Source organism: Planctomycetia bacterium (assembly GCA_015075745.1).
Taxonomy (GTDB): Bacteria; Planctomycetota; Phycisphaerae; order UBA1845; family UTPLA1; genus UTPLA1.
Genome location: JABTTW010000001.1, coordinates 1164068 through 1188000, shown reverse-complemented (window position 1 = coordinate 1188000; position 23933 = coordinate 1164068). Strand labels below are relative to the sequence as shown.

Here is a 23933-nt window from a genome sequence, read left to right as displayed (position 1 = left end):
TGTTGGCTCGCCGACTATAATCCGATAGTTGATAGCACGATCCCCCATTGTCGGGCGTTCGTAAGATACAGGACCGTCAAGAGATCTGGGAGCTTCATGGCTGAAAATGGCCCACAACCAGATGAGCAGCAGGACCCGCAAGGCGGGCGGCCCAAGCGCCCTCCGCAGAAGGGGATGCCCCCTCCGCGGATGAAGATGTCGCGCGGGGTGATGAGCTGGATCGGGTTCCTGATGATCGCGATGATGATCGCGCTTGTAGTGTCCCAGGGTTACACGTCTCCGAAGGAGATCAGCATCGACGCGTTCTGGAAGGACGCGGAGAACGGGAAGTTCGATGAGATTATCGTCAAGGATGACGAGATCACCGGGACTTATTCGGCGACGGCGCAGGGGCTTCCGCAGGGGGTCGCCAATCGGCGCTTCAAGGTTTCGTACAACACGCTCGGCCGGGTTCCTGAAGTGGAGGCGAAGATTCGCCGGACGTCGCCCGGGGCCAAGGTGACGTATCAGCCGTCGAGCGCTCCGCTGATGAACATGCTGATCGGGATCGTTCCGTGGATCCTGGTTTTTGGGTTTGTGTATTTCATGATCTTCCGTCATCTGCGGGCTTCGGCCGGCGGGGCGGGGATGCTGGGCAGCTTCGGGCGGTCTCGCCATCGGGTGAGCAACAAGGAACTGACGAACATCACGTTCAAGGACGTGGCGGGCGTTGATGAGGCAAAGGAAGAAGTCGCCGAGCTGATTGAATTCCTGAAGCACCCGAAGAAGTTTCAGCGGCTGGGCGGGCGGATTCCGCGCGGCGTGCTGCTGGTGGGCGAACCGGGGTGCGGCAAGACGCTTCTGGCGAAGGCGATCGCGGGCGAGGCGGACGTACCGTTCTTCTCGATCAGCGGCGCGGATTTCGTGGAGATGTTTGTCGGCGTCGGCGCCAGCCGGGTGCGCGACTTGTTCAAGAGCGCGAAGGAAAACTCGCCGTGCATCATCTTTCTGGATGAGATTGACGCGGTGGGTAGACGTCGCGGCGCGGCCTACAGCGGGGGGGGCCACGACGAGCGCGAACAGACACTCAACGCCATCCTCGTTGAGATGGATGGATTCGATACGTCGGATCAGGTGATTGTCATTGCGGCGACGAACCGGGACGACATTCTCGATCCGGCTCTGACGCGGCCGGGGCGATTCGATCGGCGCGTTTATGTGCCGCTGCCGGACGTGAAGGGCCGGCTGGAGATTCTGAAGGTTCACGCCAAGAAGGTGAAGATGTCGCCGCGGGTGGACCTGATGCGGATGGCCCGGGGGACGCCGATGTTCAGCGGGGCTGAGTTGGCGGCGATCGTCAACGAGTCGGCGATTCTGGCGACGATGCAGAACAAGGACCTTATCGAGAATGACGATCTCGAAGAGGCACGCGACAAGATTCGCTTCGGCCGGTCGAACAAGAGCCGGACGATCGAGGAGAAAGAGCGACTGGCGACGGCGTATCACGAGGCGGGCCACGCGGTGCTCCAGTTGCTGCTTCCTGACGGCGATCCGTTGCATAAGGTGACGATCATCCCGCGCGGCCGGGCTCTGGGGGCGACGATGTCGCTGCCGGAGAAGGACCGTTATGGGTATGGACAGAAGTGGCTCCGCACTCAGATGCGCGTGCTTTGCGGAGGTCGTATTGCCGAGCTTCGGCATTGCGGCGACATCTCCAGCGGCGCGGCCATGGATATCGACATGGCCACGAACACGGCACGGGCGATGGTGCTGGAGTGGGGCATGAGCGACAAGCTCGGCTTCGTTCGCTACTCGCCGCGCGAAAACCGCGAGTCGATGTTTCGCGAGCGAGAGTATTCCGACGACACGGCTCGGCTTATCGACGAGGAAGTTCGGCGGATGATTGACGAGGCATTTCGGGATGCCGAGCGGATCATCAACGAGAACTGGGAGAAGGTCGATGCCGTGGCCCAGGCGCTTCTGAAGCACGAGACGCTGGACGCAGACGAGGTGCGCCGGCTGTGTCAGGGAGAAACGCTGAACCGACCGACTCTGTCGGGCATCCTGGCCGATGAGAATCTGCCGCCCAAGCAGACGGCCCGACCGGTCGTGGCCAGGCCGGAGCCGCAGCTTCCGCCGGGCGGCTCACTACCCCAGCCGGGCTTGGGCTGATTAATCCTTGAGTATAAGATGGGCAGTTGATGGGTCATGGTTTTTGCTGCGCGGCGGAATGCCGCGGGGCGTGAACGCGTGGAGGCGTCTCTTCAAGGGACGCGAGGCGTGATGGCAAATGCAGAAGTGGTCATTGTAGGGGCGGGCGAACTGCCGCTGATCACCGATCTCTACAACGAGATTTTTCGGCCGCCGCACGACGTGGAATTCTTCCGGCGCCGGCTGGTGGGTCGCTACAACCCGCTGCTGTTGGTTGCGCAGGTGGACAAGCGGCCGGTGGGATTCGCCACGGGTTTTGAGTTGAAGCCGACGGTTTTCTTTTCGTGGCTGACGGGCGTTCATGCGGACTTTCGGCGAACGGCGATCGCCACGCAGCTTCACGAGGCGCAGATGGGCTGGGCGGTGGAGCACGGCTACCACTGGATTCGCATGGAGTGCCACAACGCGCATCGGGCGATCCTGCACATGGCGATCCAGATGGGCTTTGACATCGTCGGTGTGCGATGGGATCCGGATCGGACTGAGAACCTCATCATCTTTGAGAAGCAGATTTCGGAGTCGTAAATCGACTTCTCTCTTCCTGCGCGCTTCGCTATCCTTAGTTCGCGGCAATCATGCGAAGCATCATTTCCAACATCTCGCAGCTTGTTGCGGTTCCGCCGGGGCCGGTGGGCGGGGGTGCGTTCAGCAATCCACCGATCATCGAGCAGGCCGCGCTGGTTATTGAGGGCGGGAAGATTGCGTGGTTTGGCGCGGTGGCGGATGCGCCGAGCGGGGCGTTTGACGCGAAGATCGATGCCGGGGGCGGGACGGTTGTTCCGGGGCTGATTGACTGCCACACGCACGCGGTGTTTGCGGGGTCGCGCGAGGGCGAGTTCGTCCGCAAGATCGGGGGGGCGAGTTATCTGGAGATTCTGGAGTCGGGCGGGGGGATTCGCAGCACCATGCGGTCGGTTCGCGTGGCGAGCGTCGAGCAGCTTGTGGCCGAGTCGCTGCCGCGCATCGGTCGCATGATGGCGGCGGGGGTGACGACGCTGGAGATCAAGAGCGGCTACGGGCTTTCGGCGGATTCTGAGTTGAAGATGCTGCTGGCGGTCCGCGAAGTGGCGAGCCGCGTGCCGATTGAGATCGTGCCGACGTTTCTGGGTGCGCATGCGCTGCCGCCGGAGTTTGAAGGGCGGCCGGACGAGTACATCGCGGCGATTTCCAGTGACGAGTTGCTAGGGCGGATCGCGCGCGAGAAGCTGGCGGAGTTTGCCGACGTCTTCTGCGAGCGTGGGGCGTTTACGGTGGAGCAGTCGCGGCGGTTTCTGGCGGCGTGCAAGTCGCACGGGCTGATGCCGAAGGTACATGCCGAGCAGCTTTCGAACAGCGGGGCGACGAGGCTGGCGGTGGAGATGGATGCGGCGTCGGCGGATCATCTGGAATATGTCGATGATGCGACGATCGCGGCGATGAGGAAGAGCCGGACGATTCCTGTTTTGCTGCCGGGCTGCTCGTTCTTTTTGCATTCCGCGGCGGCGCCGGCGCGGAAGCTGATCGACGCGGGGTTGCCGGTGGCGCTGGCGACGGATTGCAATCCGGGCTCGGCGATGATCGAGTCGCTGCCGCTGGTGATGTCGATGGGGTGCACGATCCTGCGAATGACGCCGGCGGAGTGTCTTGTTGCGTGCACCGCGAACGCGGCGGCGGCGCTGCGACGAGCGGACCGGATCGGGGCCATCGCAGTGGGACACGAGGCGGACCTGCTGATTCTGGATGTGCCGAATCTGGACCTCTGGCCCTATCGTGTGGGGGTGAACGCGGTGAAGACGGTGATCAAGAAAGGCCAGGTCGTCCCGATCCGGGAAGTATTGTCGCCGAACTTCCTATCGTCAGATTGCCGCCTCGATCGTCAGGAGTAGATTGCTCTGAAAGGCCGTCGCGTCCGCGTTGCTGGATATCGGCGCCGGGGCGGTGATGGTGCCGTCCGCATTCATGTCGACAAAGTAACCGATCGTTCCCATGATCTTGTCCATCTTTGTTGTCCAAACCCGGGCGCTTGAGCCCTTCAAGAAATAAACCCGATGCACCGAAACGCCGGCGGACTCAAAGATCTGGACTGCAATCGCGCTGCCATTCGCGCCCGCAGTGCCGTATGGCGTCTCGATGAGCGGGGTTTGTCCGGTCAAGTAGACCCATCCGCATTCGATGAAGACCATCGGATCGGTGTTCTCGATTTTGGCCCTGGCCAGCTCCGCGGAGCCAAAGTTGGGGCCGAACAGAGCAAGGACGTTTGTTTTCGGAAGGGCGACGATTTCAAGCTTCAGAATCGTCCGGGTCGTGATGTACTTCCTGGCGTCGAACTCCTGGCGAAGTGTCTTGTTATCAAGGTTGATGTCAGCCAGATTGACGAAGCAATAGTCCATGGCGGCGGGCGGTTTACCGACTACGCCGATGATCGCATAGACGGGCTGAGTTTTTGTGACGCGCTCCATCGCACATCCACTCATCGCAAGCACCATCATGAGCTGTACGAAACATAATCGCCGGGACATTCGTGTCTCCTTTCAAACAGGCCTTCGACTCGCGGCCCAAGCCGGGCCGAGCTTCAACAATGCTGTCGCATAGCAGGCAATCAAGAGCGTCAGGATGGGAACAATGGGGTTCAACAGGACCTTGGCCTGCTGAGCCGCCAACCCGCTGATCGCGCAGATCGCGAAAATTGACACGGCTGCCAGGACTTCGCGCCGCCAGAATGAGCAAAACCCGATGACCACGCCGGCAACTGCACACATGGCGACGGCCGCGGACGCCGAGAAGGCGAGCGGCGCAGGACGGCGACCGGGGAAGGCCAACTCCTGAAGAAGCTGCTCGATCATGACAGCATGGGCATAGCAGCCGGGCTGCCCGGTGGGTTGGCCGAAGCGATGACGATCCACGCCGCTGCGCAAATCGCCGATTATGACCGCGCGACCTTCGGCAATGTCCCTAAGTTGATGCGGGCTCGCCGCGAGAACGTCGCCGTATCCCAACGTGGCCCGGTGAAGAACGGACTGATCGGTCATGGAGCTGACGCGGAATCCGACGAGATCGTTTGGTTCGAGCCCCTCGCACGCATCCAGCGCAGTGCCGGATTCCACGCGATGGACATACGACAGAATGAGTTCGGATTCGGTCGGGAGCCATGCGGTGGTCCCGGAATCGTTCGGCGCGGGCTTCTGGTACCCGATGGTGACAGTATTCTTCGCGTCATCGAATTCGTAGGTTGGCGCGCCGCGCGGCTCGGCGTAGGCGGCGACGGCCGCGAGGGCGAGGGATGGGAGCGGATGCCGGGGCCCGCGGCGCATGATGAGAAGTATTCTCCATGGGTTGTTCTCGAATTCACCCTGAATACAGCCCCAGCGCGTGAGTGGGGCAAGCTCGGGATTAAGTTCGGGCGCGCCCTGTTCGTTGGTCCACCAGGTCTGGACGGCGGCGATCACTGGAACGCCCGCGTCGTTCAGAGTTTGAACGCCGTCGATCAACTCCCTGTCGAAATCGCTGCGGGCGCCGAAGACGATATCCAGCACGACCACGCGGGGGCTGGCCGCCGCGAGCCGCTTGAGGAGGACTCCGTGGACGCGCCGCAACGAGCGCGGATTGTCCATTGATTCGTCCGGGAGGCCGGCTCGTTTAAAAAGCGCGGACGTTGGTGGGTCGTCCTGGATACCGAGGATGCGTACGTGTCGAAGCGAAGCGCCCGGGGGCGTGGTGTCGGCGATTTGAGAGACGGCACGCTCGAACAGGTGCGTGAGAATCGTCGTGCGCATGACAAGCGGATTGAGCACAGCCTGGCCGAGAACCGTCGTTGCAAGAGCAATCAGCACGGCGGTGACAATCGGGTGCCGGCTCATCACGTTGCGAGCGAGCTTCCGCACGACATAGGCAAAGTGGTCGCGGCGCGCCGAGATTGGTTCGCCGGAGACAAATGACCGAAGGTCTTCGGCGACAGAGTCGGCGCCGGAATACCGATCGCCCCGCTCCTTGGCCAGGCATTTCAGGACGATGGTGTCGATCTGCCGGTCGAGGTCGGCGCGAAGGCGGCTGGGCGGAACGGGCTCCGTATTGAGAATGTGCTGCATGGTCTCGACGGGCGGGCCGTTCGTCGGATAGGGCATCTGCCCGGTGAGCGAGCTGTAAAGCAGGACGCCAATGGCATAGACGTCGGTCCGTGCGTCGATCAGGTCGGGGTTACCCCGAACCTGTTCGGGGGCCATGTAGGCAAGCGTGCCAAAGGCCGTGCGGCTGACGGAGACAAGCGAGTCGCCCGCGCCGGCGAGGATTTTGGCCAGCCCGAAGTCGAGAATGCGGGGCTGTCCTTCGTCTTCGACCAGCACGTTGCTGGGTTTGAGGTCGCGATGGATGACGCCGCGGCCATGGGCGTGATGCAGGGCATCACAGATGCGTGCGAAGATACGGCAGACGTCAAGCAGCGTGAGCGACTCAGCGTTAACAAACTCGGTCAGCGGTCGGCCGCGAATGTAGGGCATGACAAAATAGGGCAGCCCGTTCGCGGTGACGCCGGCGTGGAGAACGGCAACAATGTCGGCATGTTCGAGCCGGGCGATGAGTTCGATCTCGCGCTGGAATCGTTTTGTCGCCTCGTTCGACGCATGAGGGCCATCGCGCAGAACTTTGATGGCGACTTTGCGCTTGGTTGCTTTTTCATGAGCGAGATAGACCACGCCCTGCCCGCCGCGGCTCAGCTCGCGAAGGATTTCATATCCTTCGAAGCCATAGACCTGTATGGGCGCCGAATCCATACCGGCCGGCAGCGCGACCGTCTCGGCTTCGTTGGCCGGAGTGCGCGGCGACTTGGATTTCTCGCGGTCTGTCATATCTCGTTCGGGCCCACGATAACGAGAAAGATACTTGAGCGGCGCACGGTCTCATTGCAAAAACGTGAGCCCGTTGGATCCCTTGATTATAATCGCAGAGACCGAATCTGGACAATTGGCCCACCTGGCGTCACGGAGGGTACAGTTTCGGTGCTGTCAACACGGACACCGGTCCAGAGTAGTCTTGATCATCATTCGTCGGGCGCGACGCCCGGCATTCCCGGAGGAGTGTTATGCCGCCGCTGATTGAATGCGTCCCGAATTTCTCAGAGGGGCGCGATATGGCCGTTATCAAGCAGATCACCGATCAGATCGAGACCGTTGAGGGGGTGCGATTGCTCGATGTCGATCCGGGCAAGGCGACGAACCGGACGGTGGTGACGATGGTCGGTGCGCCGGAGGCGGTTTGCGAGGCGGCGTTTCGGGCGGTGCGCAAGGCGTCGGAAATCATCGACATGCGAAAGCACAAGGGTGAGCATCCGCGATTCGGGGCGACGGACGTTTGCCCGTTGATTCCCGTTGCGGGGATCACGATGGAGGAGACGGTCGAGTATGCGAAGAAGCTCGGCAAGCGAATCGGCGAGGAATTGAGGATCCCGATTTATCTGTACGAGTATGCGGCTTCGAAATCGGAGCGGAAGAATCTGGCGAATTGCCGCGCGGGTGAGTACGAGGGGCTTGCCGAAAAGCTCAAGCAGCCGGAGTGGAAGCCGGACTTCGGACCTGCGGCGTTTAATGAGCGAGCGGGGGCGACGGCGGTGGGGGCGCGAGATTTTCTGGTGGCGTACAACGTCAATCTCAATACGACGAGCACGCGCCGGGCGAACTCGATCGCCTTTGACATCCGCGAGAAGGGCCGGGTGAAGACGGTGGACGGCAAGCCGGGCAGCAAGGCGGTGGTGGATGAGAAGGGAAGCAAAGTCTGGGAGCCGGGCACGCTGAAGTGCGTGAAGGCGATCGGCTGGTTCATCGACGAGTTCGGGGTGGCGCAGATTTCGATCAACCTGACGAATCTGGGGGTGACGCCGATCCATGTTGCGTTTGATGAGTGCGTGAAAAAGGCGGCGGAGCGCGGCATTCGCGTGACGGGCAGCGAGATTGTCGGGTTGGTTCCGCTGGCGGCGATGCTCGAGGCGGGGCGATATTTTCTGCGAAAGCAGCAGCGGTCGACGGGCGTGAGCGACGCAGAACTGATCAAGATCGCGGTGAAGAGCCTGGGGCTGAACGACCTGTATCCGTTCAAGCCGGAGGAGAAGATCATCGAGTACGCGATTGCGGATAAGGGCGCGAAGCGGCTGGTTGATATGACGGTTGCGCAGTTTACCGATTTGACGGCTTCGGAAGCGCCTGCGCCAGGGGGCGGGAGCATTGCGGCGCTGTGCGGATCGCTGGGCGCGGCGCTGGCGACGATGGTGGCGAATCTGTCATCGCATAAGCGCGGCTGGGACGATCGCTGGGAAGAGTTTTCGAATTACGCCGAGCAGGGCAAGAAGCACTGGACGCGCCTCTTGCAATTGGTGGATGAGGACACGGCAGCGTTCAACGCGATCATGGCGGCGTTTGGCTTGCCCAACGGCACGGATGCGGAGAAGCAGGCGCGCAAGGGGGCGGTGCAGTCGGCGACGCGCGGGGCGATCGAGACTCCGCTGGCGGTCATGGTCGAGTCGCACGAGAGCATGAGGGTGATCGGAAAGATGGCGGAGATCGGGATGGAGGCGAGCGTATCGGATGCTGGCGTTGCGGCACTGTGCGCGCTGACGGCGGTTCGCGGGGCGCACCTCAATGTGCGGATCAACGCGGGATCGCTCGACGACAAGGCCGTCGCCGGAAAGTATCTCGCGCGAGCAGAGGAGATCGAGGCGCAGTCGATGAAGACGGAGCAGGAGATTCTGTCGGTGGTTCGATCGCGGATGAAGAGCTAAGGAGCCGGACTTCGTCGGGTGATCGCGAGCGCAGAAATTGCGGAGCCGCGGTTGGTCGGCCTTGGCGGGTCGTCGGCAAGTGGGTGGGAAATGGGGATTTCATCGGGTAGGGGGGCGGCCGGATCTGCCCCGGCGGTGCTTTGGTGACAGGCGGGGCGTCGCGTCTATAATACCGTCGATGGAGCAAGACATTGCGAGGATTCTGATTCCCCGGGATCAGATTCTTCATCGCGTTAAAGAGCTGGCTCGCGAGATCGATCAGGCGTATGCCGACGACTCCGAAGGATTGATCATCGTTCCGATCCTGGCGGGCTCCATCATTTTCCTCGCCGATTTGATTCGATGCCTGCCGTTTAAGATGCGGATCGGGCTGATGACGCTGAGTCGTTATCGGGGTGAGACCACGGTTGGGGGGGAGACAAAGCTGGTGCAGGATCTGAGCGTGGACATTCGCGGTCGACATGTGCTGATCGTGGACGATATTCTGGACAGCGGCGGGACGCTGAAGGCGGTTCGCAAGCACCTGATGGAGCGTGGGCCGGCGGACATCAAGGTTTGCGTCCTTCTTCGGAAGCCGTCGAAGGCGCCGAAAGAGCGGCTTGCGGACTTCGTTGGGTTTGACATCGAGGACGTATTCGTCGTGGGCTATGGACTGGACTACGATGGACATTATCGAAACTGGCCTGACATCGGCGTGCTTCGCCCGGAGATGTACGCGTGACGGCAATCGTGGAGCCGCCGGTAAAGCGTCCACAGGGCGTCGTGGCCCACGCGGAGGGTCGCGCTGGCCCGGTGGTGGGACTGGAACTGGGTCAGGTGGTACCTGCGCACCTGCTGGACGGTGGCGAGGTGGTGCATTTTGCGCTGAAGCCGTCACCGTGGTTCGTGGTGCTGGTTTCGATTCGATGGGTCGCGGTGGGTATCGCGCTATCTTATTTTTCGATGACCGAATGGGTGCCGCATGCTTCTCGTTGGTACCTTTATTACTTCGGATTTTCGCTGGCGGCGGCGCGCATCGGCTGGGGAATGCTGGAATGGGTTTCGCGGCTCTATGTACTGACGAATCGGCGGGTGATGCGCATTCGCGGCGTGTTCAACGTGGAAATGTTCGAATGTTCGCTGGATCGGATTCAGAATACGTATCTGACTCTCAGTATCCTCGAGCGCGTCACGCGCACAGGGACGATCTCCTTTCAGACCGCGGCGGGCTCCGGCGGTTCGACCGGCACGGCGTCGTGGCGGATCGTTGCCCGACCGCTGGAGGTACACGAACAACTTCGCGAGGCAGTCATTCGATCCCGAAACAGAGGACATCATGATTTCTCTTAAGCAGACACAGCGGAGAACGTTCTCGGTTGCCGCTCTGTCGGCGGTCGCGGCGTTTTCTTCGGTCGCGGCGGCCCAGGCGGTGAAGCTTCCGGACGACCAGGCCAAGCAGGTCGAGGAGGCGATGGAAGTCGCCAAGCAGATCGGCCCGTGGGAAAACCAGATTCCGCTCTTAGAGGACGCGGCGGACAACATTTTTCGGCAGCAGGGCTGGAACTCGCCGGAGGACCAGTTTGCGCGAACGGTGATGCGAGACGTGGGGCGGATTCCGCCGTGGGACCCGGTGGCGCGACAGGACGCATTCTTGAACGCGGTGCAGTCGCGATGGAGCCTGAGCCACGATCAGCGGAGCCAGCTTGATACGACGGTTCAGCGCGAGGCGATGATGATGACGCTGAAGCACTTCAAGGACGTGCTTCCGGTCATGGTAGATATCACACGCGCGCGGGCGAGTAACCAGCCCTTTACGCCGGAGCAGGTTCAGCAATGGGTGACGCGTCTTCGCCCGCTGATTGACGAGAGCAGTCAGGCGATTCAGCGGGTCACGCAGCAGCTTGACCGGACGATGAGCGACGATCAGCGGAAGCAGATGCAGGCGGACCTCGCGGCGTTCAATCGGCGACATAACGACGTGACGAAGCTGGTTCAGAAGTGGCAATCGGGTCAATGGACGCCGACGGACTGGGGGCTTCAGAATGACCCGGTACACGCGCCGGTCATGGCGCAATATGCGTCGCGCGATGCGAACCGCGATTCGCTGGTTGCCCAGGCTCAGCTCAAGCAGCAGATGGACGAAAAGCGTTTCTCCACCGACGAGACGGAGTGGGACAAATACGTGCGTCAGTTTTGCCAGACTTACCGGTGCGATGAGTCACAGATCAATCAGGCGGCGGGGATTCTCAAGAATTCCAAGACGGAAGCCATCAACTATCGGAATGGTCGGAAGGCGGAGATCGAAAAGACGCAGAAGCAACTTGCCTCGTCGTCCAACCCGACGGCCCAAGGTAGTTATCAGGCCGATCTTGATCGGCTGCTGCGGCCGATCAACGACATTTTCGAGCGCATGAAAAAGCGACTGACGATGGAAGTGCTGACCACGAGGCAGCGCGAGCAGTTCGGTTCGCCCATCGCGGCGTCGGGGTCGTCCGCGACGTCGGGGCAGCGGTAATAGGCCCCGTGCTCGCTCGGATGTCTCACCACGTATCATTTCTTGCTTAGCGTTTTGGTGAGCAGGTCGTCGATGATCTGTTCGCCCTGCGCGTCAATGCTGATTTCCAATTGCACCACCAAGAGCCGGCCGGCGGTTTCGTTCCAGCGACCGACGAGTTTGACGGCGTCCTTTTCGGTGGTGATGACGGCGTTAGCCTCCAACTGCGCGGCGACGTCCTGCAGGCCCTGGATCTCGACATCGGAATAGGCGTGATGATCAGGGTATTGATAGGCGGCGAGGACGCGTACGCCTGATTTTTCGACGGAGCGGCGGAAACTGTCGAAGTTGCCAATTCCGGCGAAGATGACGGCCTGCACGCCAGAGCAGTCGTCGATGCCGGCTGGGCGTCCCTTGATGTCCATGAGGCCCGCGGATTGGTGCGAGGCTTCGACGATGGGCTTTCCGCCGGAGACGCGGCGCAGGGTTCCCAGCAGGACGTTCCTCGTTGCCTGATCGATTTCGTTGCTTCGTGTGAGGATGATAAGGTCGGCGCGTCGCAGTGACGAGGCGGGTTCCCGGAGGAGGCCGCGCGGAAGGACGTAGCCGTGCCCAAAGGGCGTGGTGGCGTCGATGAGGACAATGTCGAGGTCACGGGCGAGCTTACGATGTTGGAAGCCGTCGTCGAGGACGATGACATCGGCGCCCTCGGTGACGGCGCGGTGGGCGGCCTCGGTTCGATCGGGATTGGCCAGGACAACGGCCTGCGGGCACCTTCGCTTGAGCAGCAGGGCCTCATCGCTGTGGGAGGCCCACTTGGTGCGTTCGGACGATTTTTTTGAATTGGAATCGTCGGCGCGGGATGCCTTGTAGCCGCGCAGGAGGATGGCGACTTTTCGGTTTCGGGCGAAGAGTCGGGCGGCGATCAAGACGGTCATGGGGGTCTTGCCGGTTCCTCCGGTAGTGATGTTTCCGATGGAAATAACCGGGCAGGCGGCGCGGGCCAGGGACTTTTTGGACAGGTCGTAATAGGCATTTCGGAGGATGATGATCGAGGCGTAGGGGACGGATAGGACGGCGAGGGCGGCTCGAATCAGGTCGAAAAAGAGGCCGCGTCGTCGTTCGGCGATGAGGTTGAGATAGCTGCCGGTCAAGTTCATGGTCAGACCGGGAGTCTAGCAGATTCGGACGGGCCGGGCGCGTTGACGGGCTCGGTACCGCGCGCTAGGCTTTCGCGGCAACGGGAGGGAGATTTCAGTTCTCTGCCGCTTTCCGGAAGGAGTTCTCGATATGGTTTTCCGCCGAATTTGCCGAAGCCTCGGCGTTCGCCGCGATCGGCTTATTGCGCTGGCCGCCGTGGCGCAGATCGTTTGGGCAGCCGGCGGGTGTTCGGAGTTGGAGGCCGGGGGCATCGGTGGTGAGCGCGGGGAAAGCTGGTCACGGGTGACGCTGCCGAAGGTTTCCAGGGCTGAGGCATTTGACGCGGGCGTTTATGCGATGCGTCAATGGTTTCGGCTGGAGTCGGTGGCTCCCGAAAGCGGTTCGGTGCAGAGCGTCATGTCGGAATACGAGCAGAAGGGCGGGACGGGTCGCATTCGCGACGCGGCGCTGGGTTATCGCAATCGCATGCGCCGGCAGGCGACGCTGGTTGTTGAAGAATCGGCAGCCGGGAGCGTTGCGCGATGTATTGTGAAGGTGGAGCGATTGGACACGGCCGACCATCGGGTGTTCCGCGATCAGTCGCGGTTTCAGGATTACCCGACGGAGACGCCGATCGACCGCGAGGCCGGGGTGTCGGCACGTCAGGACGAGGCCTGGACGGAAATGCCGCGCGATCGGGGTCTGGAACGGGAGATTCTGGCCGTGCTTAAGAGTCGGGCCACGCCCGCGTCGGTCAACATTCAGCCATAGACCGATGGTTCGCCTCTCATCGAACGTTCCTTGACTCGTCCGGGTCCGAAAACCGCGTTGAACTTCGAGACGTTTCACCTCGTTCGATCTCGCATCTTCGTCGCCCGATAAATTCCCGATACTTGTCGTTTTCCTCGTAGTATTTCGGTGGGAATCCTGCGCAAATAGGTTGTGCCGGTTGAAGCTTCGGGCCCCCGATCAGTCGGCCGATAGATTGTCCGGGTCAAATCCGCCGTCCGAGCGGCGGCAGAAATTCGGGGGTTCCAGCGTGGCAGGCGACCAGGTCGATGGACGTCGCGATGATCGACCGTTGATTCTGATCGTTGACGACGATCCGGACATGGTAGGTCTTCTTGCGACGATCACGCGCAATCACGGCTTTCGTTCCACGCTGGCAAGCGACTGCGAATCCGCGCTGGCCATTTGCGAGAAGTATCGTCCCAACGTGGTACTCCTGGACATCAAGTTGTCCGGCCCGCGGAGCGGCTTTGACGTTTGTCGGGAGCTGAAGGCGAACCTGGGGACGGCGGACATACCAGTCTTTTTTGTGACGGGCCTGGATCGCAGCGACCCGTTGTTGAGTGAAGGCTTCGAGGTCGGCGCGCACGATATCATCTTCAAGCCGATCAGCAGCGTTGACCTCCTGGGGCGACTGAGGGTGGCGCTTCGCGAGCAGCAGACACGCGAGGCATACCGAAAGCTGGCGTTGCAGGATCCGTTCACGGGTTTGTCGAATCGCCGGCAACTGATCATTCACGTCACGGAGGCGCTGATGTCCTCACGCCGCGACGGGTCGGTGGGCGGCATGATCATCGCGGATATCGATCATCTGATGGTTGTGAATGACCGACACGGATACGATCTGGGAGACGAGCTGATCCTCACGTTGAGTCGGCTGATGCGCCGGCTTACCGGGCAGAACTGTCTCGCCGGCCGACTGGGCGGCGACGAGATGGCGCTGGTCATGATGCACACGACGCGCGACGCGATCAAACAGACAGCGGACCGGCTGCGCCGGACGTTCGCGGCGATCGCGTTTGATGCGACGACGCAGCCCAAGCATTTTACTTTGGGCGTGGGCTGCACGGCATTCGGCGGAGAGGCTTCGACGATGGACGCCGACGCAGTGCTGCGGCAGGCGGACACGTCCCTGTATGCCGCGAAGCTTCTGGGTCGCGGCCGCTCGAACGTCTTCTGGGAGCTGGACGCCGAGAATCTGCCAGTCATAGAGGCGTCCAAGCGCCACAGCCGCACAAAGCGCCGAGAGAAGACGAACCGGTCGTTTGTCGGCGTGCAGAAAGATGTCACGGTCGAGCCCGACGCTGCGCCACCGGCATCCCCCAAGGCAGGGGCCTGAACCGCGCTATCCCGCACCGCCTACACTTCCTCGCAAATTGCCGCAGGCATTTTTCGGCAAGGCCGGAGACATGTGTGCCCGACAGGAACACCTGTTCAAGTTACCGAGGTCCTGCGCGGCGAGTCCTGGTAAAACTTTGTGCTCGGCGCGAGTCGCTTCTAACATAGCTCCGCGATGATGCGGAATCTCATGATGATCCTCGCCTATGACGGGGCGGACTTTCACGGTTGGCAGAACCAGCCCAATCTGCGGACGGCGCAGGGTACGATGGAGCAAGCGCTGCGGCGGTGCCTTCGTCACCAGGTCGCGCTGATCGGCTGCAGCCGGACCGACTCGGGGGTTCATGCATCGGGGTACGTGGCTAACTGTTTTACGACCAGTCGGACAAACGCGGATTCGATTTCGCGGAGTCTCGGCTCGCGGTTGCCGAAGGACATGACCCTGCTGCACCTGGCAGAAGTGCCGCTGACGTTTCACGCAACACGCTCGGCGATTACGAAGCTGTATCGGTATCGGATTCATAACGTCGCCGCGCGGCCCTGCGAGCATTTGTCACAGCGATTCGTTTATCACTTTTGGCAACCGCTGGACCTTCAACGGATGCAGGAGGCGGCCTCGAACTGGGTGGGGCGGCACGACTTCACGTCATTCGCCTCGGCGGGAAACCCACGTCAGTCGAATGTTCGGACAATTCGACGCATCGAACTCTATCGGGTCGATCAGGAAATCCGCATGGACATTGAGGGCGAGGGGTTTCTCTACAAGCAGGTTCGTAACATGATGGGGACGCTCGTTGAGATCGGGCGCGGTCGCTGGTCGGTTCAGTCCGCGCGGGAGATACTCGAAGCGAAGGATCGAAGTCGTGCGGGCCCGACGGCGGCGCCTCGCGGGCTTTGTCTTCAGTGGGTGAAGTACGACCTGCCGAATCTGCCGGCGCCGAGTGCGGAGATGATCCAGCGTGCCGAGGCCGCGGAGCCTCCCCGGGGCGGCCCGCGTGAGCACGTGGATCACCATCCGCGATCGACCGCTCCGATGCCTCAGGGCGTAGACCAGTTGGAGGAACCCTCGGCGTAGAGAGGTCGGCCATCCGGCTCTTTCGGCGGCACCATGCGGATTGTTCACGTCATCACGCGCTTGATCATCGGCGGGGCGCAGGAAAACACGCTGCTGACCTGCGAGGGTTTGAGTGCGCGCGGTCACGAAGTGCATCTGATCAGCGGACCGACGGAGGGGCCGGAGGGGTCACTCACGGGGCGCGCCCGGACGGGGCCTTATCAATTTGAAGAGTTGCCGGACCTTGTGAGGCAGGTGAGCCCCCTGAGGGATTTCGCGGCGCTTCGGTCGCTTCGCCGCACGTTTGAATTGCTGCGGCCGGACGTGGTGCACACGCACTCGAGCAAGGCGGGAGTACTGGGGCGCATCGCCGCCGATCTGGCCGGCGTGCCGCTGATCGTGCACACGATTCACGGGATGAGCTTCAATCGGACGCAGGGCGAATTGACGAGCGCGATGTACGCCGCCGCCGAGCGTCACTGCGCCAAGCGGTGTCACGGGATTGTCAGCGTCGCGGATGCGATGACCCGGCAGGCGCTTGCGGCAGGCGTGGGCCGTCCCGAGCAGTTTCGAACCATTCGCAGCGGCATGGTGACGGCGGACTTCGACCCCGTGAAACATGACGGCCGGGAGCTTCGTCGCCAGTGGGGGGTGTCTGATTCGGACGTGCTGGTGGGGACGGTGGCGAGGCTCTTTGTTAATAAGGGCTACGAGCAGCTAATCCCGATCATGTCGCTGGCGGCGCAACGGGCTTTGCCATTGAAATTCGTCTGGGTCGGCGATGGGGCCCAGCGCGATATGTATGAGGTGGAGTTGAGCCGGCGCGGCCTGCGCGATCGGGTGATCATCACCGGGCTACTGCCGCCGAGCGAGATGCCCCGCGTACTCTCTTCGATCGACCTGCTGGCTCATACGTCTCAGTGGGAGGGGCTTCCGAGGGCGGTGGTGCAGGCGATGCTCATGGGGAAGCCGGCGATCAGTTTCGACATCGACGGCGGGCCGGAAGTCGTGATTCCCGGGGAGACGGGCGAACTGGTTCGGCTCGGAGATTTGGAGGGATTCGCCGACGCGATCGAGAAGCTATCGGCAGATGACGCGCTGCGAAATCGGTACGGCGTCACCGGCCGGGCTCGGTGTCTTACGGAGTTCGATCATCGAGTCATGGTCGAGCGGCTTGAGGCGCTGTACGGCGAGTTAGCTCGTCGCTGAGCATTCGAGCCGTCGCCTGTTGGGCTTCGTCGCCGAATTGGAGAGCGGCTTCGACGGGGGGTCGGGCGGCGTTGTAGTCGCCGGTCTGAATGAAGAGGTATCCCAGTCGCAGGAGTGCCTCGGCGTTTTGCGGCTCGGCGCTTACGATTTGCTGATACTGCTCAATCGCACCGGCGGCATCGCCCAGAATGAGTAAGAGTGCGCCGTAGTCGGCACGGGTGGCCCAGGCGCCGGGCAGCAGTCGAAGGGCTTCGCGGTATTCGGCGGCGGCTTCCTGATAACGCATCAACTCAGAGAGCGCGAAAGCGAGGTTGTTGCGGAGCGAAAAGATTTCGGGCCGATCTTTGATTGCTGCCCGATACTCGGTGACGGCGCGGTCGTAATGCTGCTGCGACTTGTTGATAATGCGCAGGGCCTCGTTGGCCTCCGGGCGCTGCGGAGCGATTAGTACGGCGGCGATGAAGGCTCTACGGGCCGCGTCGGGGTTGTCCATTCGGAGTTGGCAGTCACCCAGGGCGAGTGGACCGTCGGCGAATCGGGCGTCGTAATTGCAGGCGAATTCGAGTGCCGCAATGCCGGCATCGGGCTCTCCCATGTGGACGAGAAACATGCCCCATTCAGTCCATAGGTGGGCCGAGCCGTCCATGGGACGATCTGCGATCTTTCGTCCCCATTTTTCGCGCTGCGTGGTTTCCAGCTTCAGGGCGCCCTCATAGGCGGCTCGGGCATCGGCCAATTCTCCGGCCGCGGTAAGTACTTTGGCGAGGTTCATCCAGGTCGAGAAGTCATCTGGATTTCGATCCAGGGCAGCGCGCACGCACTCCGCGGATTTATTGAGGCGATTGGCGCAGACGTAAAGCCAGGCCCGCTGGAGATCGTTCTCCGGTGTTGGGTAGAGCCCCCAGCGATTGCAAAACTCGAGATGGCGAATCGCCGTGTCGACGTTTGCCTTGTGGGGGTCTCTCGAACCGGGAGGGCCGGCGGGGTCGTATTGCCAGCGAAAGGTCTCGGGCGGGGAGTGCAAGAAGGCGCGATGTCCCTGCCAATCGTGGAATCTCCAGATGCCGGAATGGACCGTGAACGCCAAGATCGCAAAGACGCCGAGGAGAAAGGCGGTTCCGAGCGGTTGCAGCCTGCCGCCGATCTTCAGGCGCGTCCGCTGGATGAGGACATCGGGGACGTAAGCGATTCGCACGGCCTTCATGATGAGAAACGCGCCGACGCCGGCGATGCCGAGCGACATGAGAAACGGGACTTTTCCATAAAGACCGCGAAAGGCGAGGAACACACCGGCGAAGACGATGAGGGCGAGAATCTCTTCAGCGAGGGAGAGATCGAATCGTCGTTTGGCAGGCGGGGCGATTGGTTGGCGTCCCAGCGAGGGTGGGCCGAAGCCGAAGTAGAGGGCGTCGTTGGGGCAGACGGTCACGCAGTCCATGCACTTCATGCAGCCGGGATCGACGACCATCTTGTAGAGCTTTACTTCCTCGGCGACACGGACGTTGGAGGTGCAAACCGAGGTACAGTGGCCGCACTCGCGGCAGGCATCGGTTACGCGGATGCGGCCGACGGCCAGCTTGTCGGTAAGGCCGAAAAAGGCTCCGTAAGGACAGGCAAAGGTGCAGAAACCCTTGGGCCCGAGGAAATAAATGATGGCGACGCCGCAGGAGAGGACGGTGAGGATGGCGATGCCGTATTGCGGGAAGGTGTCCCAGAAGCCGGTGGTGCTCACATGCCAGGTTGTCGGTGATCTTTCCACGCCCAGATAGAGTCGTACGATCTCCGGCCAGACGAACATGTACAGCGCGGCGATGAGGGGGACGATCCAAAAAAGCCGCGTCGCAAATGGCTTGGGGCGCAGCTTGAGCTTCTTGAGAACCCAGAGGGTCAGGTCCTGGTAGGCGACCAAGTGGCAGCCCCAGCCACAGACCCAGCGGCCGAGGAGGAGAGTCACCAAAAGCGCGACGGCAAAAAAGATGAAGCCGGCGTTGATTCGCCCGCTGGTAATTGTCTCCATGGATTCGGAGGGCTCGACCGGTGAGATGGTTTCTCCGGCAAGCATCCATTGGATGAAATGCGCGATTATGAATACGTGGACCGACAGGAGGGAGTAGGCCCGCCACTTTCCCGCCCTGGAGGGCCGGACTCTGGGCTTGTCCGCGGGGAGGACGGGGAGCTTCAAGTCGGTGCGGGCAGGGGGCGGCTCGCAGCGGGCTGCCTGACTTGCGGTTGCCGAGCCGCGTGAGGGTTTGGTCTGCCTGGTCAAGGGCGATCCTAGGGGAGGACAGCGGCACTGTGCGCGGCGTCCCCGCAAAAAAGGGTTTCAATGTGCAAGTCTCTCCGATTGGGGTCACTCCCCGACCGAAGAGAAGTAATAGTATATGATAGGCCCCGCGACGGACACGCCAACGACCGGACTATGGATTCATGCCCCCGGGAACCCTTGCTTGCGATTGAAGCTCAGACGACATCGCGGTGATGAGAGATTTCGCAGTCAGGCGTTGAAGCGCCGGCGCTCTGCCGCCGTGCTTGTGGCGATTCTGCCGGTTTGGGGCTGCACGTGGGCGGGATGTGGGCGAGGAACTGAGGAGAGAATCATCCCGGCGCGGGTATGGGCGACGGGTCCTTCTTATCGGGTCAATTCGCTTGAACTGGCTCGCGCGGAGACATCGATCTTTGCGCGCGGAGACGGGACCATCCGTCTGACGAGCGCTGTAAACGAGAAGATCGGGTTCAATCTGGTTATCTCCGCTGTCGATAGCGCCGTTTCCGGGGTGGAGCTTCGCGCGGATGATCTTGCGGGGACAGAGGGGAAAATCTCGGCGAGCGCGATCCGGGCCTATCGTCCCTATCCGATCACGGTAGAGCGGTATCCCAACTGGTTTCTGCGGACGCAGGGGCTGCGGGAGCCGCGGGCATATCCTGATGCCCTTGTTCCTATTCCGGTGAATGGCGTGGGGGCGTCGCCGGGCAGCATCGCCGCGCAGCCGCTCGTTGTTCTCGCGGGGCAAAGCCTGGCCTTGTACGTGGAGATTGTCATTCCGCCGGAGGCGCGGCCGGGCCGGTACAAGACGGCGATTTCACTGGTCGGCCCCAATTGCACGCCGCTTCGCACGCCGATCGAGGTGCTGGTTCGGGACGTCTATCTGGATTCAAAGGTGAGTATTCCTGTTGTCGCCGGCGTGCAGCTTGGGCCGGTGATCGCGAGCTTCACGGATATCGATCCTCAGAATAAGTCCGTCGCGATCTCAAAGCCCGAATGTCGAAAGGCGATTGAGAAGACGTTTGCCCTTTTGAGCGAGCATGGCTTGTCGCCGTATTGCGATGAGATCTATCCACGGTTTTCGCAGGATGTGGATGGGAATACGGTGCTCGACTGGAGCGAGTACGACGCGTTTTGTGGGCCGTTTATCGAGGGCGGCGGTAACGCGGAAGGCCGCGGGGCGTTTGCGTGGCCTCTGCCGGTCGGAATGAGCCAGCCGCATCCTTCACAATTCGACGGCATGGACTCGGCCGCCTATATGCTGGTGCTTCAAGATTATCTTTCAAAGGCGCGGGCGCACTTCGAGGAGAAGGGGTGGCTGGAACGGGCGGTGGTTTACTTCGACTATCCGTCGGTCATTGATCCAAATGAGAGTGAGCTTCAGCGAGTGCGCAGGCTGATCGAATGGGTGCACGATGCGGGGATTGAGCTTCCATACATGAGCAAGCTGATTCCCCAGCCGATGACGCCGTTTGGCTGGACCGCTTATCATTATGTTGATTTGACAAGAGTTGTAGATATCTGGGCGACGCCGGCGCGATACCAGGATGCCGCGACACTTGCGGAGCTTCAGCGTCTTGGCAAGCGGACATGGCTGCTGCCGGATCGTCCTCCCTATTGCGGGAGTCTCGCGGTGGAAGCTCCGCCCACGCACGCGAGGAGCATTGCCTGGCAGGCGTACTTGCAGGGACACGAGGCGATCTGGCTGCCGCGTGCGACGGACTGGCCCGGCAAAGTTCTCGATGAGGCCATATCGCAGGACGACCAGGCGTCAGATGCGTGGCTGGTGTATCCCGGCAAGCTGTTTGGCTGCGATGGTCCGGTGCCGTCGGCGCGGCTCAAGCTCTTGCAGGCGGGCATTCAGGACTACCAGTGCCTGCGTCTGTTGAGCGAGCACGGACACGCCGCCACGGCGGGGCTCTTGGCGCGTTCACTGATCAAGGCCTGCGGGACGGGCGCCTATGGTGATAATTTTCAGGACGCTCATTGGGATCGGCGAATTGACGACCCTGACGTCTGGGATCTGGCGGCGGCGATTCTCCGTGAAGAAGCGGAGCTCGCGGTAAGTGAGCATCCGGCCGAGCCGATCAGCCTGGAGAAGAATCGCGCCGACTGGCTTCGGTTCCTGGCCGCGACGAGATCGCTGGAGGTGTGGGTGGGCTCCGCCCGATTGCGGAAAGATCCCCGACCGGGGCAAACGGGATATCTAGCGACAATTGATGCGGAGGTGCGCAGTGAGTTGCGGACGTCGGTGGAGGGTCGATTGAAATTCGGTCCGCTTGCGGAGGGCGCATCGGCGATCGACGACGACAAGCAGATCGGCCCGCTGGAAGAGATGTCGGTGGCGAGTCGCAGCCTGACGGCGCGCTTTCCCGAGGCGCCGCTTTGCGATCTCGACGGTCACTACATCCAGTCGATTGTTTTCGATGCGGGTCGATCCGGACTGGTGGAGGCACAGGCGACGTTTTCGATTTCCCGCGTGTCGGAGGTGTCGAAGCCACCAAGGATTGATGGGAGTCTCGATGACTGGCCTCCCGGCACGCAAAACGTCATGGGGGATTTTCGACTGATCGCGTTTACTCACGGTTCGGCGCGACGGCGCGCAGAGAGCCAGACGATCGGGTATTGCTGCACGGACGGGTCGAAGCTGTACCTCGGCATTCAGGCGCTGAGCCCGGCAGGCCCGACGGTTTCGAATGTTGAGAGCAACATCGTGACTTACGAAGATCTGCGTCCGGTCGGCAGCGATTTGGTCGAGATCATGATTGATCCGACGGGGGTCGCGACACAAAGCGATGACATTTATCACGTGGTGGTGAAATCCACCGGGAACCCGATCTTCGAGCGCGGCGTGTCGGTGTCGCCGCCGATCGGGTCCGTTGCGCCCTGGCCGGGGCCGAGACCGGAGTATTCCGTGACCAGAGGTGCGGACGGCTGGACGGCGGAGATCGCGATGTCGCTGGAGTGCTTCGGTCCGCGTGAGTCGCGGAATCTTGTATGGGGCTTCAATCTTGCTCGACTGGAGCCGGTTCGCGGTGAGTACTCGGACTGGGCCCGGGCGCAGCGGTATTGCTACGATCCGGCCTCGTTTGGAAACCTGATCTGGCCCGATGGCGGCGTCGGCGAATAAGCGAGACGCCCGACTGATTCCGCATCTCCGGGGGGCAATTCCCCGAATTCTTTCATGACCGGGGCCGTGACATCCTTTCTTTTTAGGGTGAAAACTCCACAATCGGTCGTGGTCCCGGAATTGCCAAGCCTATCCGAGATGCGTAGGTCGGGTCGGGCGGTGAGTCCGCGCACGCAATCGCCATAAGATGGGAGCATCGGAATGAACAAGCGATCCTGGGCGGAGCCATTCAAGATCAAGATGGTCGAGCATCTTCGAATGACGACTCCGGAGGAGCGGGAGGCGGCGATTCGAGAGGCCGGCTACAACACGTTTCTGCTGCGCAGCCGCGACGTATATATCGACCTGCTGACGGACTCCGGGACCAACGCGATGAGCGACCGGCAGTGGGCGGGAATGATGCTGGGCGACGAGGCGTACGCGGGGTCGGAGAACTTCTATCACCTTGAGGACGCGGTCCGGCGGTATTACGGCTACAAGCATCTTATTCCGACGCATCAAGGCCGCGGGGCGGAGCATATTCTCAGCCGACTCTGCATCAAGGCGGGCGACTTCGTGCCGGGCAATATGTATTTTACAACGACGAAGGCACACCAGGAACTGGTCGGGGGGCAATTCGTGGACGTCATTTGCGATGAAGCCCACGACTCGCAGAGTGAGGCGCCGTTCAAGGGCAACGTCGATCTTGCGAAATTGCAGCGGCTCATCGACCAGGAGGGGGCCTCGCGCATTGCCTATTTGTGCGTGGGCGCGACGGTGAACATGGCGGGCGGACAGCCGGTCAGCCTGGCCAACCTGCGTGAGACATCGCGGTTATGCCGTCAGCATGGCATCAAGGTGTTTCTCGATGCGACACGGGCTGTGGAGAACTGCTACTTCATCCGGCAGCGGGAGCCGGGTTGTTCGAAGCGAACGCTGGCCGATATTCTTCTGGAACTGTGCTCGTATACCGATGGCTGTACGATGTCCGGCAAGAAGGATTGCCTGGTAAACATCGGGGGGTTCCTTGCCGTCAACGACGATGATCTGGCCGACGCGGCACGGAACATGATTGTCATCTATGAGGGACTGCACACCTACGGCGGACTGGCGGGGCGCGATCTGGAGGCGATGGCCATCGGCATCGCGGAGTCGGTGTCTTTGGACCATATGCATGCCCGGATCGGACAGGTGCAGTATCTCGGCGAGTTGCTGCAAGACGCCGATGTACCGATTGTTCGTCCGATTGGGGGGCACGGCATCTTCCTGGATGCCGCGCGATTTCTGCCGCACATACCACGGGAGCAATTCCCGGCACAGGCACTTGCGGCGGCGTTGTATATGGATTCGGGCGTGCGCGGCATGGAGCGCGGCGCTGTGTCTGCCGGACGCGACAAGGAGAGCGGTAAGAATCTGTTTCCGAAACTGGAATTGGTTCGCATGACGCTGCCTCGGCGCGTTTATACTCAGGCCCACATGGACGTCACGGCTGAGTCGGTCATCAGTCTGCTGGAGCAGCGGGACAAGATCGTGGGGCTGCGATTCACTTACGAGCCCGGGCATCTGCGGTTCTTTCAGGCGCGTTTTGAGCCGGTCACGGGCGACCGGGTACTTCTGAGTTGAGGC

17 protein-coding genes are annotated in these 23933 nt (G+C 61.7%); 13 read left to right on the top strand and 4 right to left on the bottom strand.

All coding sequences use genetic code 11. The features are described from left to right. Positions 1 to 231 precede the first annotated feature (231 nt). The 3 genes from hflB to HS101_04695 all read left to right on the top strand — a co-directional run bounded on the left by hflB (position 232) and on the right by HS101_04695 (position 4055). A complete protein-coding gene (gene hflB / locus HS101_04705; protein MBE7505571.1) occupies positions 232 to 2151 on the top strand; it encodes an ATP-dependent zinc metalloprotease FtsH in 1920 nt (639 codons plus the stop codon). 111 nt (positions 2152 to 2262) lie between these two features. Then, positions 2263 to 2715 carry a GNAT family N-acetyltransferase gene (locus HS101_04700; GenBank protein ID MBE7505570.1) on the top strand — a complete coding sequence of 151 codons (453 nt, stop codon included), beginning with the start codon at positions 2263 to 2265 and terminating at the stop codon, positions 2713 to 2715. A 50-nt stretch (positions 2716 to 2765) separates the two neighbouring features. Further along, the gene (locus HS101_04695) at positions 2766 to 4055 is read left to right on the top strand and encodes an imidazolonepropionase (GenBank protein MBE7505569.1); all 1290 of its coding nucleotides are present in this window, start codon (positions 2766 to 2768) and stop codon (positions 4053 to 4055) included. On the opposite strand, the gene HS101_04690 is transcribed toward HS101_04695, so the two are convergent. Both HS101_04690 and HS101_04685 read right to left on the bottom strand, forming a co-directional pair. After that, positions 4026 to 4688 carry a hypothetical protein gene (locus HS101_04690; protein ID MBE7505568.1) on the bottom strand — a complete coding sequence of 221 codons (663 nt, stop codon included), beginning with the start codon at positions 4686 to 4688 and terminating at the stop codon, positions 4026 to 4028. The genes HS101_04695 and HS101_04690 overlap by 30 nt on opposite strands. A 12-nt stretch (positions 4689 to 4700) precedes the next feature. Then, on the bottom strand, positions 4701 to 7010 hold the full coding sequence (locus HS101_04685; protein ID MBE7505567.1) for a protein kinase: 2310 nt from the start codon (positions 7008 to 7010) through the stop codon (positions 4701 to 4703). Positions 7011 to 7243: 233 nt separating this feature from the next. Here HS101_04685 and ftcD point away from each other — a divergent pair, with 233 nt between their 5' ends. The 4 genes from ftcD (at position 7244) to HS101_04665 (ending at position 11426) form a co-directional block, all read left to right on the top strand. Further along, entirely contained in the window at positions 7244 to 8932 is a 1689-nt protein-coding gene (gene ftcD / locus HS101_04680; protein ID MBE7505566.1) for a glutamate formimidoyltransferase, read from the top strand. Between the two features lie 178 nt (positions 8933 to 9110). Beyond that, positions 9111 to 9653 (top strand): hypoxanthine phosphoribosyltransferase, encoded by a 543-nt coding sequence (hpt, locus tag HS101_04675; protein MBE7505565.1) that lies wholly within the window; start codon positions 9111 to 9113, stop codon positions 9651 to 9653. Next, positions 9650 to 10261, top strand: coding sequence for a PH domain-containing protein (locus HS101_04670; protein MBE7505564.1), 612 nt, complete (start codon positions 9650 to 9652; stop codon positions 10259 to 10261). Before hpt ends, HS101_04670 begins: the two co-directional genes overlap by 4 nt. Next, positions 10248 to 11426, top strand: a complete 1179-nt coding sequence (locus tag HS101_04665) for a hypothetical protein (protein ID MBE7505563.1) — start codon at positions 10248 to 10250, stop codon at positions 11424 to 11426. The genes HS101_04670 and HS101_04665 overlap by 14 nt, the downstream gene beginning before the upstream one ends. Before the next feature lie 35 nt (positions 11427 to 11461). On the opposite strand, the gene lpxK is transcribed toward HS101_04665, so the two are convergent. After that, complete coding sequence (gene lpxK, locus HS101_04660; protein ID MBE7505562.1) at positions 11462 to 12565, bottom strand: tetraacyldisaccharide 4'-kinase; 1104 nt, start codon at positions 12563 to 12565, stop codon at positions 11462 to 11464. A 130-nt stretch (positions 12566 to 12695) separates the two neighbouring features. On the opposite strand from lpxK, the gene HS101_04655 reads away from it, so the two are divergent. The 4 genes from HS101_04655 (at position 12696) to HS101_04640 (ending at position 16935) form a co-directional block, all read left to right on the top strand. Beyond that, positions 12696 to 13316, top strand: a complete 621-nt coding sequence (locus HS101_04655; GenBank protein MBE7505561.1) for a hypothetical protein — start codon at positions 12696 to 12698, stop codon at positions 13314 to 13316. Between the two features lie 268 nt (positions 13317 to 13584). After that, the gene (locus tag HS101_04650; protein MBE7505560.1) at positions 13585 to 14673 is read left to right on the top strand and encodes a diguanylate cyclase; all 1089 of its coding nucleotides are present in this window, start codon (positions 13585 to 13587) and stop codon (positions 14671 to 14673) included. A 189-nt stretch (positions 14674 to 14862) separates the two neighbouring features. Continuing rightward, entirely contained in the window at positions 14863 to 15747 is an 885-nt protein-coding gene (gene truA / locus HS101_04645) for a tRNA pseudouridine(38-40) synthase TruA (protein ID MBE7505559.1), read from the top strand. Between the two features lie 33 nt (positions 15748 to 15780). Beyond that, complete coding sequence (locus tag HS101_04640) at positions 15781 to 16935, top strand: glycosyltransferase family 4 protein (protein MBE7505558.1); 1155 nt, start codon at positions 15781 to 15783, stop codon at positions 16933 to 16935. Here the strand turns inward: HS101_04640 and HS101_04635 are convergent. Next, positions 16886 to 19201 (bottom strand): tetratricopeptide repeat protein, encoded by a 2316-nt coding sequence (locus HS101_04635; GenBank protein ID MBE7505557.1) that lies wholly within the window; start codon positions 19199 to 19201, stop codon positions 16886 to 16888. The genes HS101_04640 and HS101_04635 overlap by 50 nt on opposite strands. 181 nt (positions 19202 to 19382) lie before the next feature. On the opposite strand from HS101_04635, the gene HS101_04630 reads away from it, so the two are divergent. Both HS101_04630 and HS101_04625 read left to right on the top strand, forming a co-directional pair. After that, the gene (locus tag HS101_04630) at positions 19383 to 22328 is read left to right on the top strand and encodes a DUF4091 domain-containing protein (protein ID MBE7505556.1); all 2946 of its coding nucleotides are present in this window, start codon (positions 19383 to 19385) and stop codon (positions 22326 to 22328) included. A gap of 201 nt (positions 22329 to 22529) precedes the next feature. Beyond that, entirely contained in the window at positions 22530 to 23930 is a 1401-nt protein-coding gene (locus HS101_04625; GenBank protein MBE7505555.1) for a tyrosine phenol-lyase, read from the top strand. The last annotated feature ends 3 nt before the right edge of the window (positions 23931 to 23933 follow it).

Coding starts and splice junctions, on each gene's coding strand:
- hflB (MBE7505571.1), top strand. CDS start 232: ATGATCGCGATGATGATCGCGCTTGTAGTGTCCCAGGGTTACACGTCT.
- HS101_04700 (MBE7505570.1), top strand. CDS start 2,263: ATGGCAAATGCAGAAGTGGTCATTGTAGGGGCGGGCGAACTGCCGCTG.
- HS101_04695 (MBE7505569.1), top strand. CDS start 2,766: ATGCGAAGCATCATTTCCAACATCTCGCAGCTTGTTGCGGTTCCGCCG.
- HS101_04690 (MBE7505568.1), bottom strand. CDS start 4,688: ATGTCCCGGCGATTATGTTTCGTACAGCTCATGATGGTGCTTGCGATG.
- HS101_04685 (MBE7505567.1), bottom strand. CDS start 7,010: ATGACAGACCGCGAGAAATCCAAGTCGCCGCGCACTCCGGCCAACGAA.
- ftcD (MBE7505566.1), top strand. CDS start 7,244: ATGCCGCCGCTGATTGAATGCGTCCCGAATTTCTCAGAGGGGCGCGAT.
- hpt (MBE7505565.1), top strand. CDS start 9,111: ATGGAGCAAGACATTGCGAGGATTCTGATTCCCCGGGATCAGATTCTT.
- HS101_04665 (MBE7505563.1), top strand. CDS start 10,248: ATGATTTCTCTTAAGCAGACACAGCGGAGAACGTTCTCGGTTGCCGCT.
- lpxK (MBE7505562.1), bottom strand. CDS start 12,565: ATGAACTTGACCGGCAGCTATCTCAACCTCATCGCCGAACGACGACGC.
- HS101_04655 (MBE7505561.1), top strand. CDS start 12,696: ATGGTTTTCCGCCGAATTTGCCGAAGCCTCGGCGTTCGCCGCGATCGG.
- truA (MBE7505559.1), top strand. CDS start 14,863: ATGATGATCCTCGCCTATGACGGGGCGGACTTTCACGGTTGGCAGAAC.
- HS101_04640 (MBE7505558.1), top strand. CDS start 15,781: ATGCGGATTGTTCACGTCATCACGCGCTTGATCATCGGCGGGGCGCAG.
- HS101_04625 (MBE7505555.1), top strand. CDS start 22,530: ATGAACAAGCGATCCTGGGCGGAGCCATTCAAGATCAAGATGGTCGAG.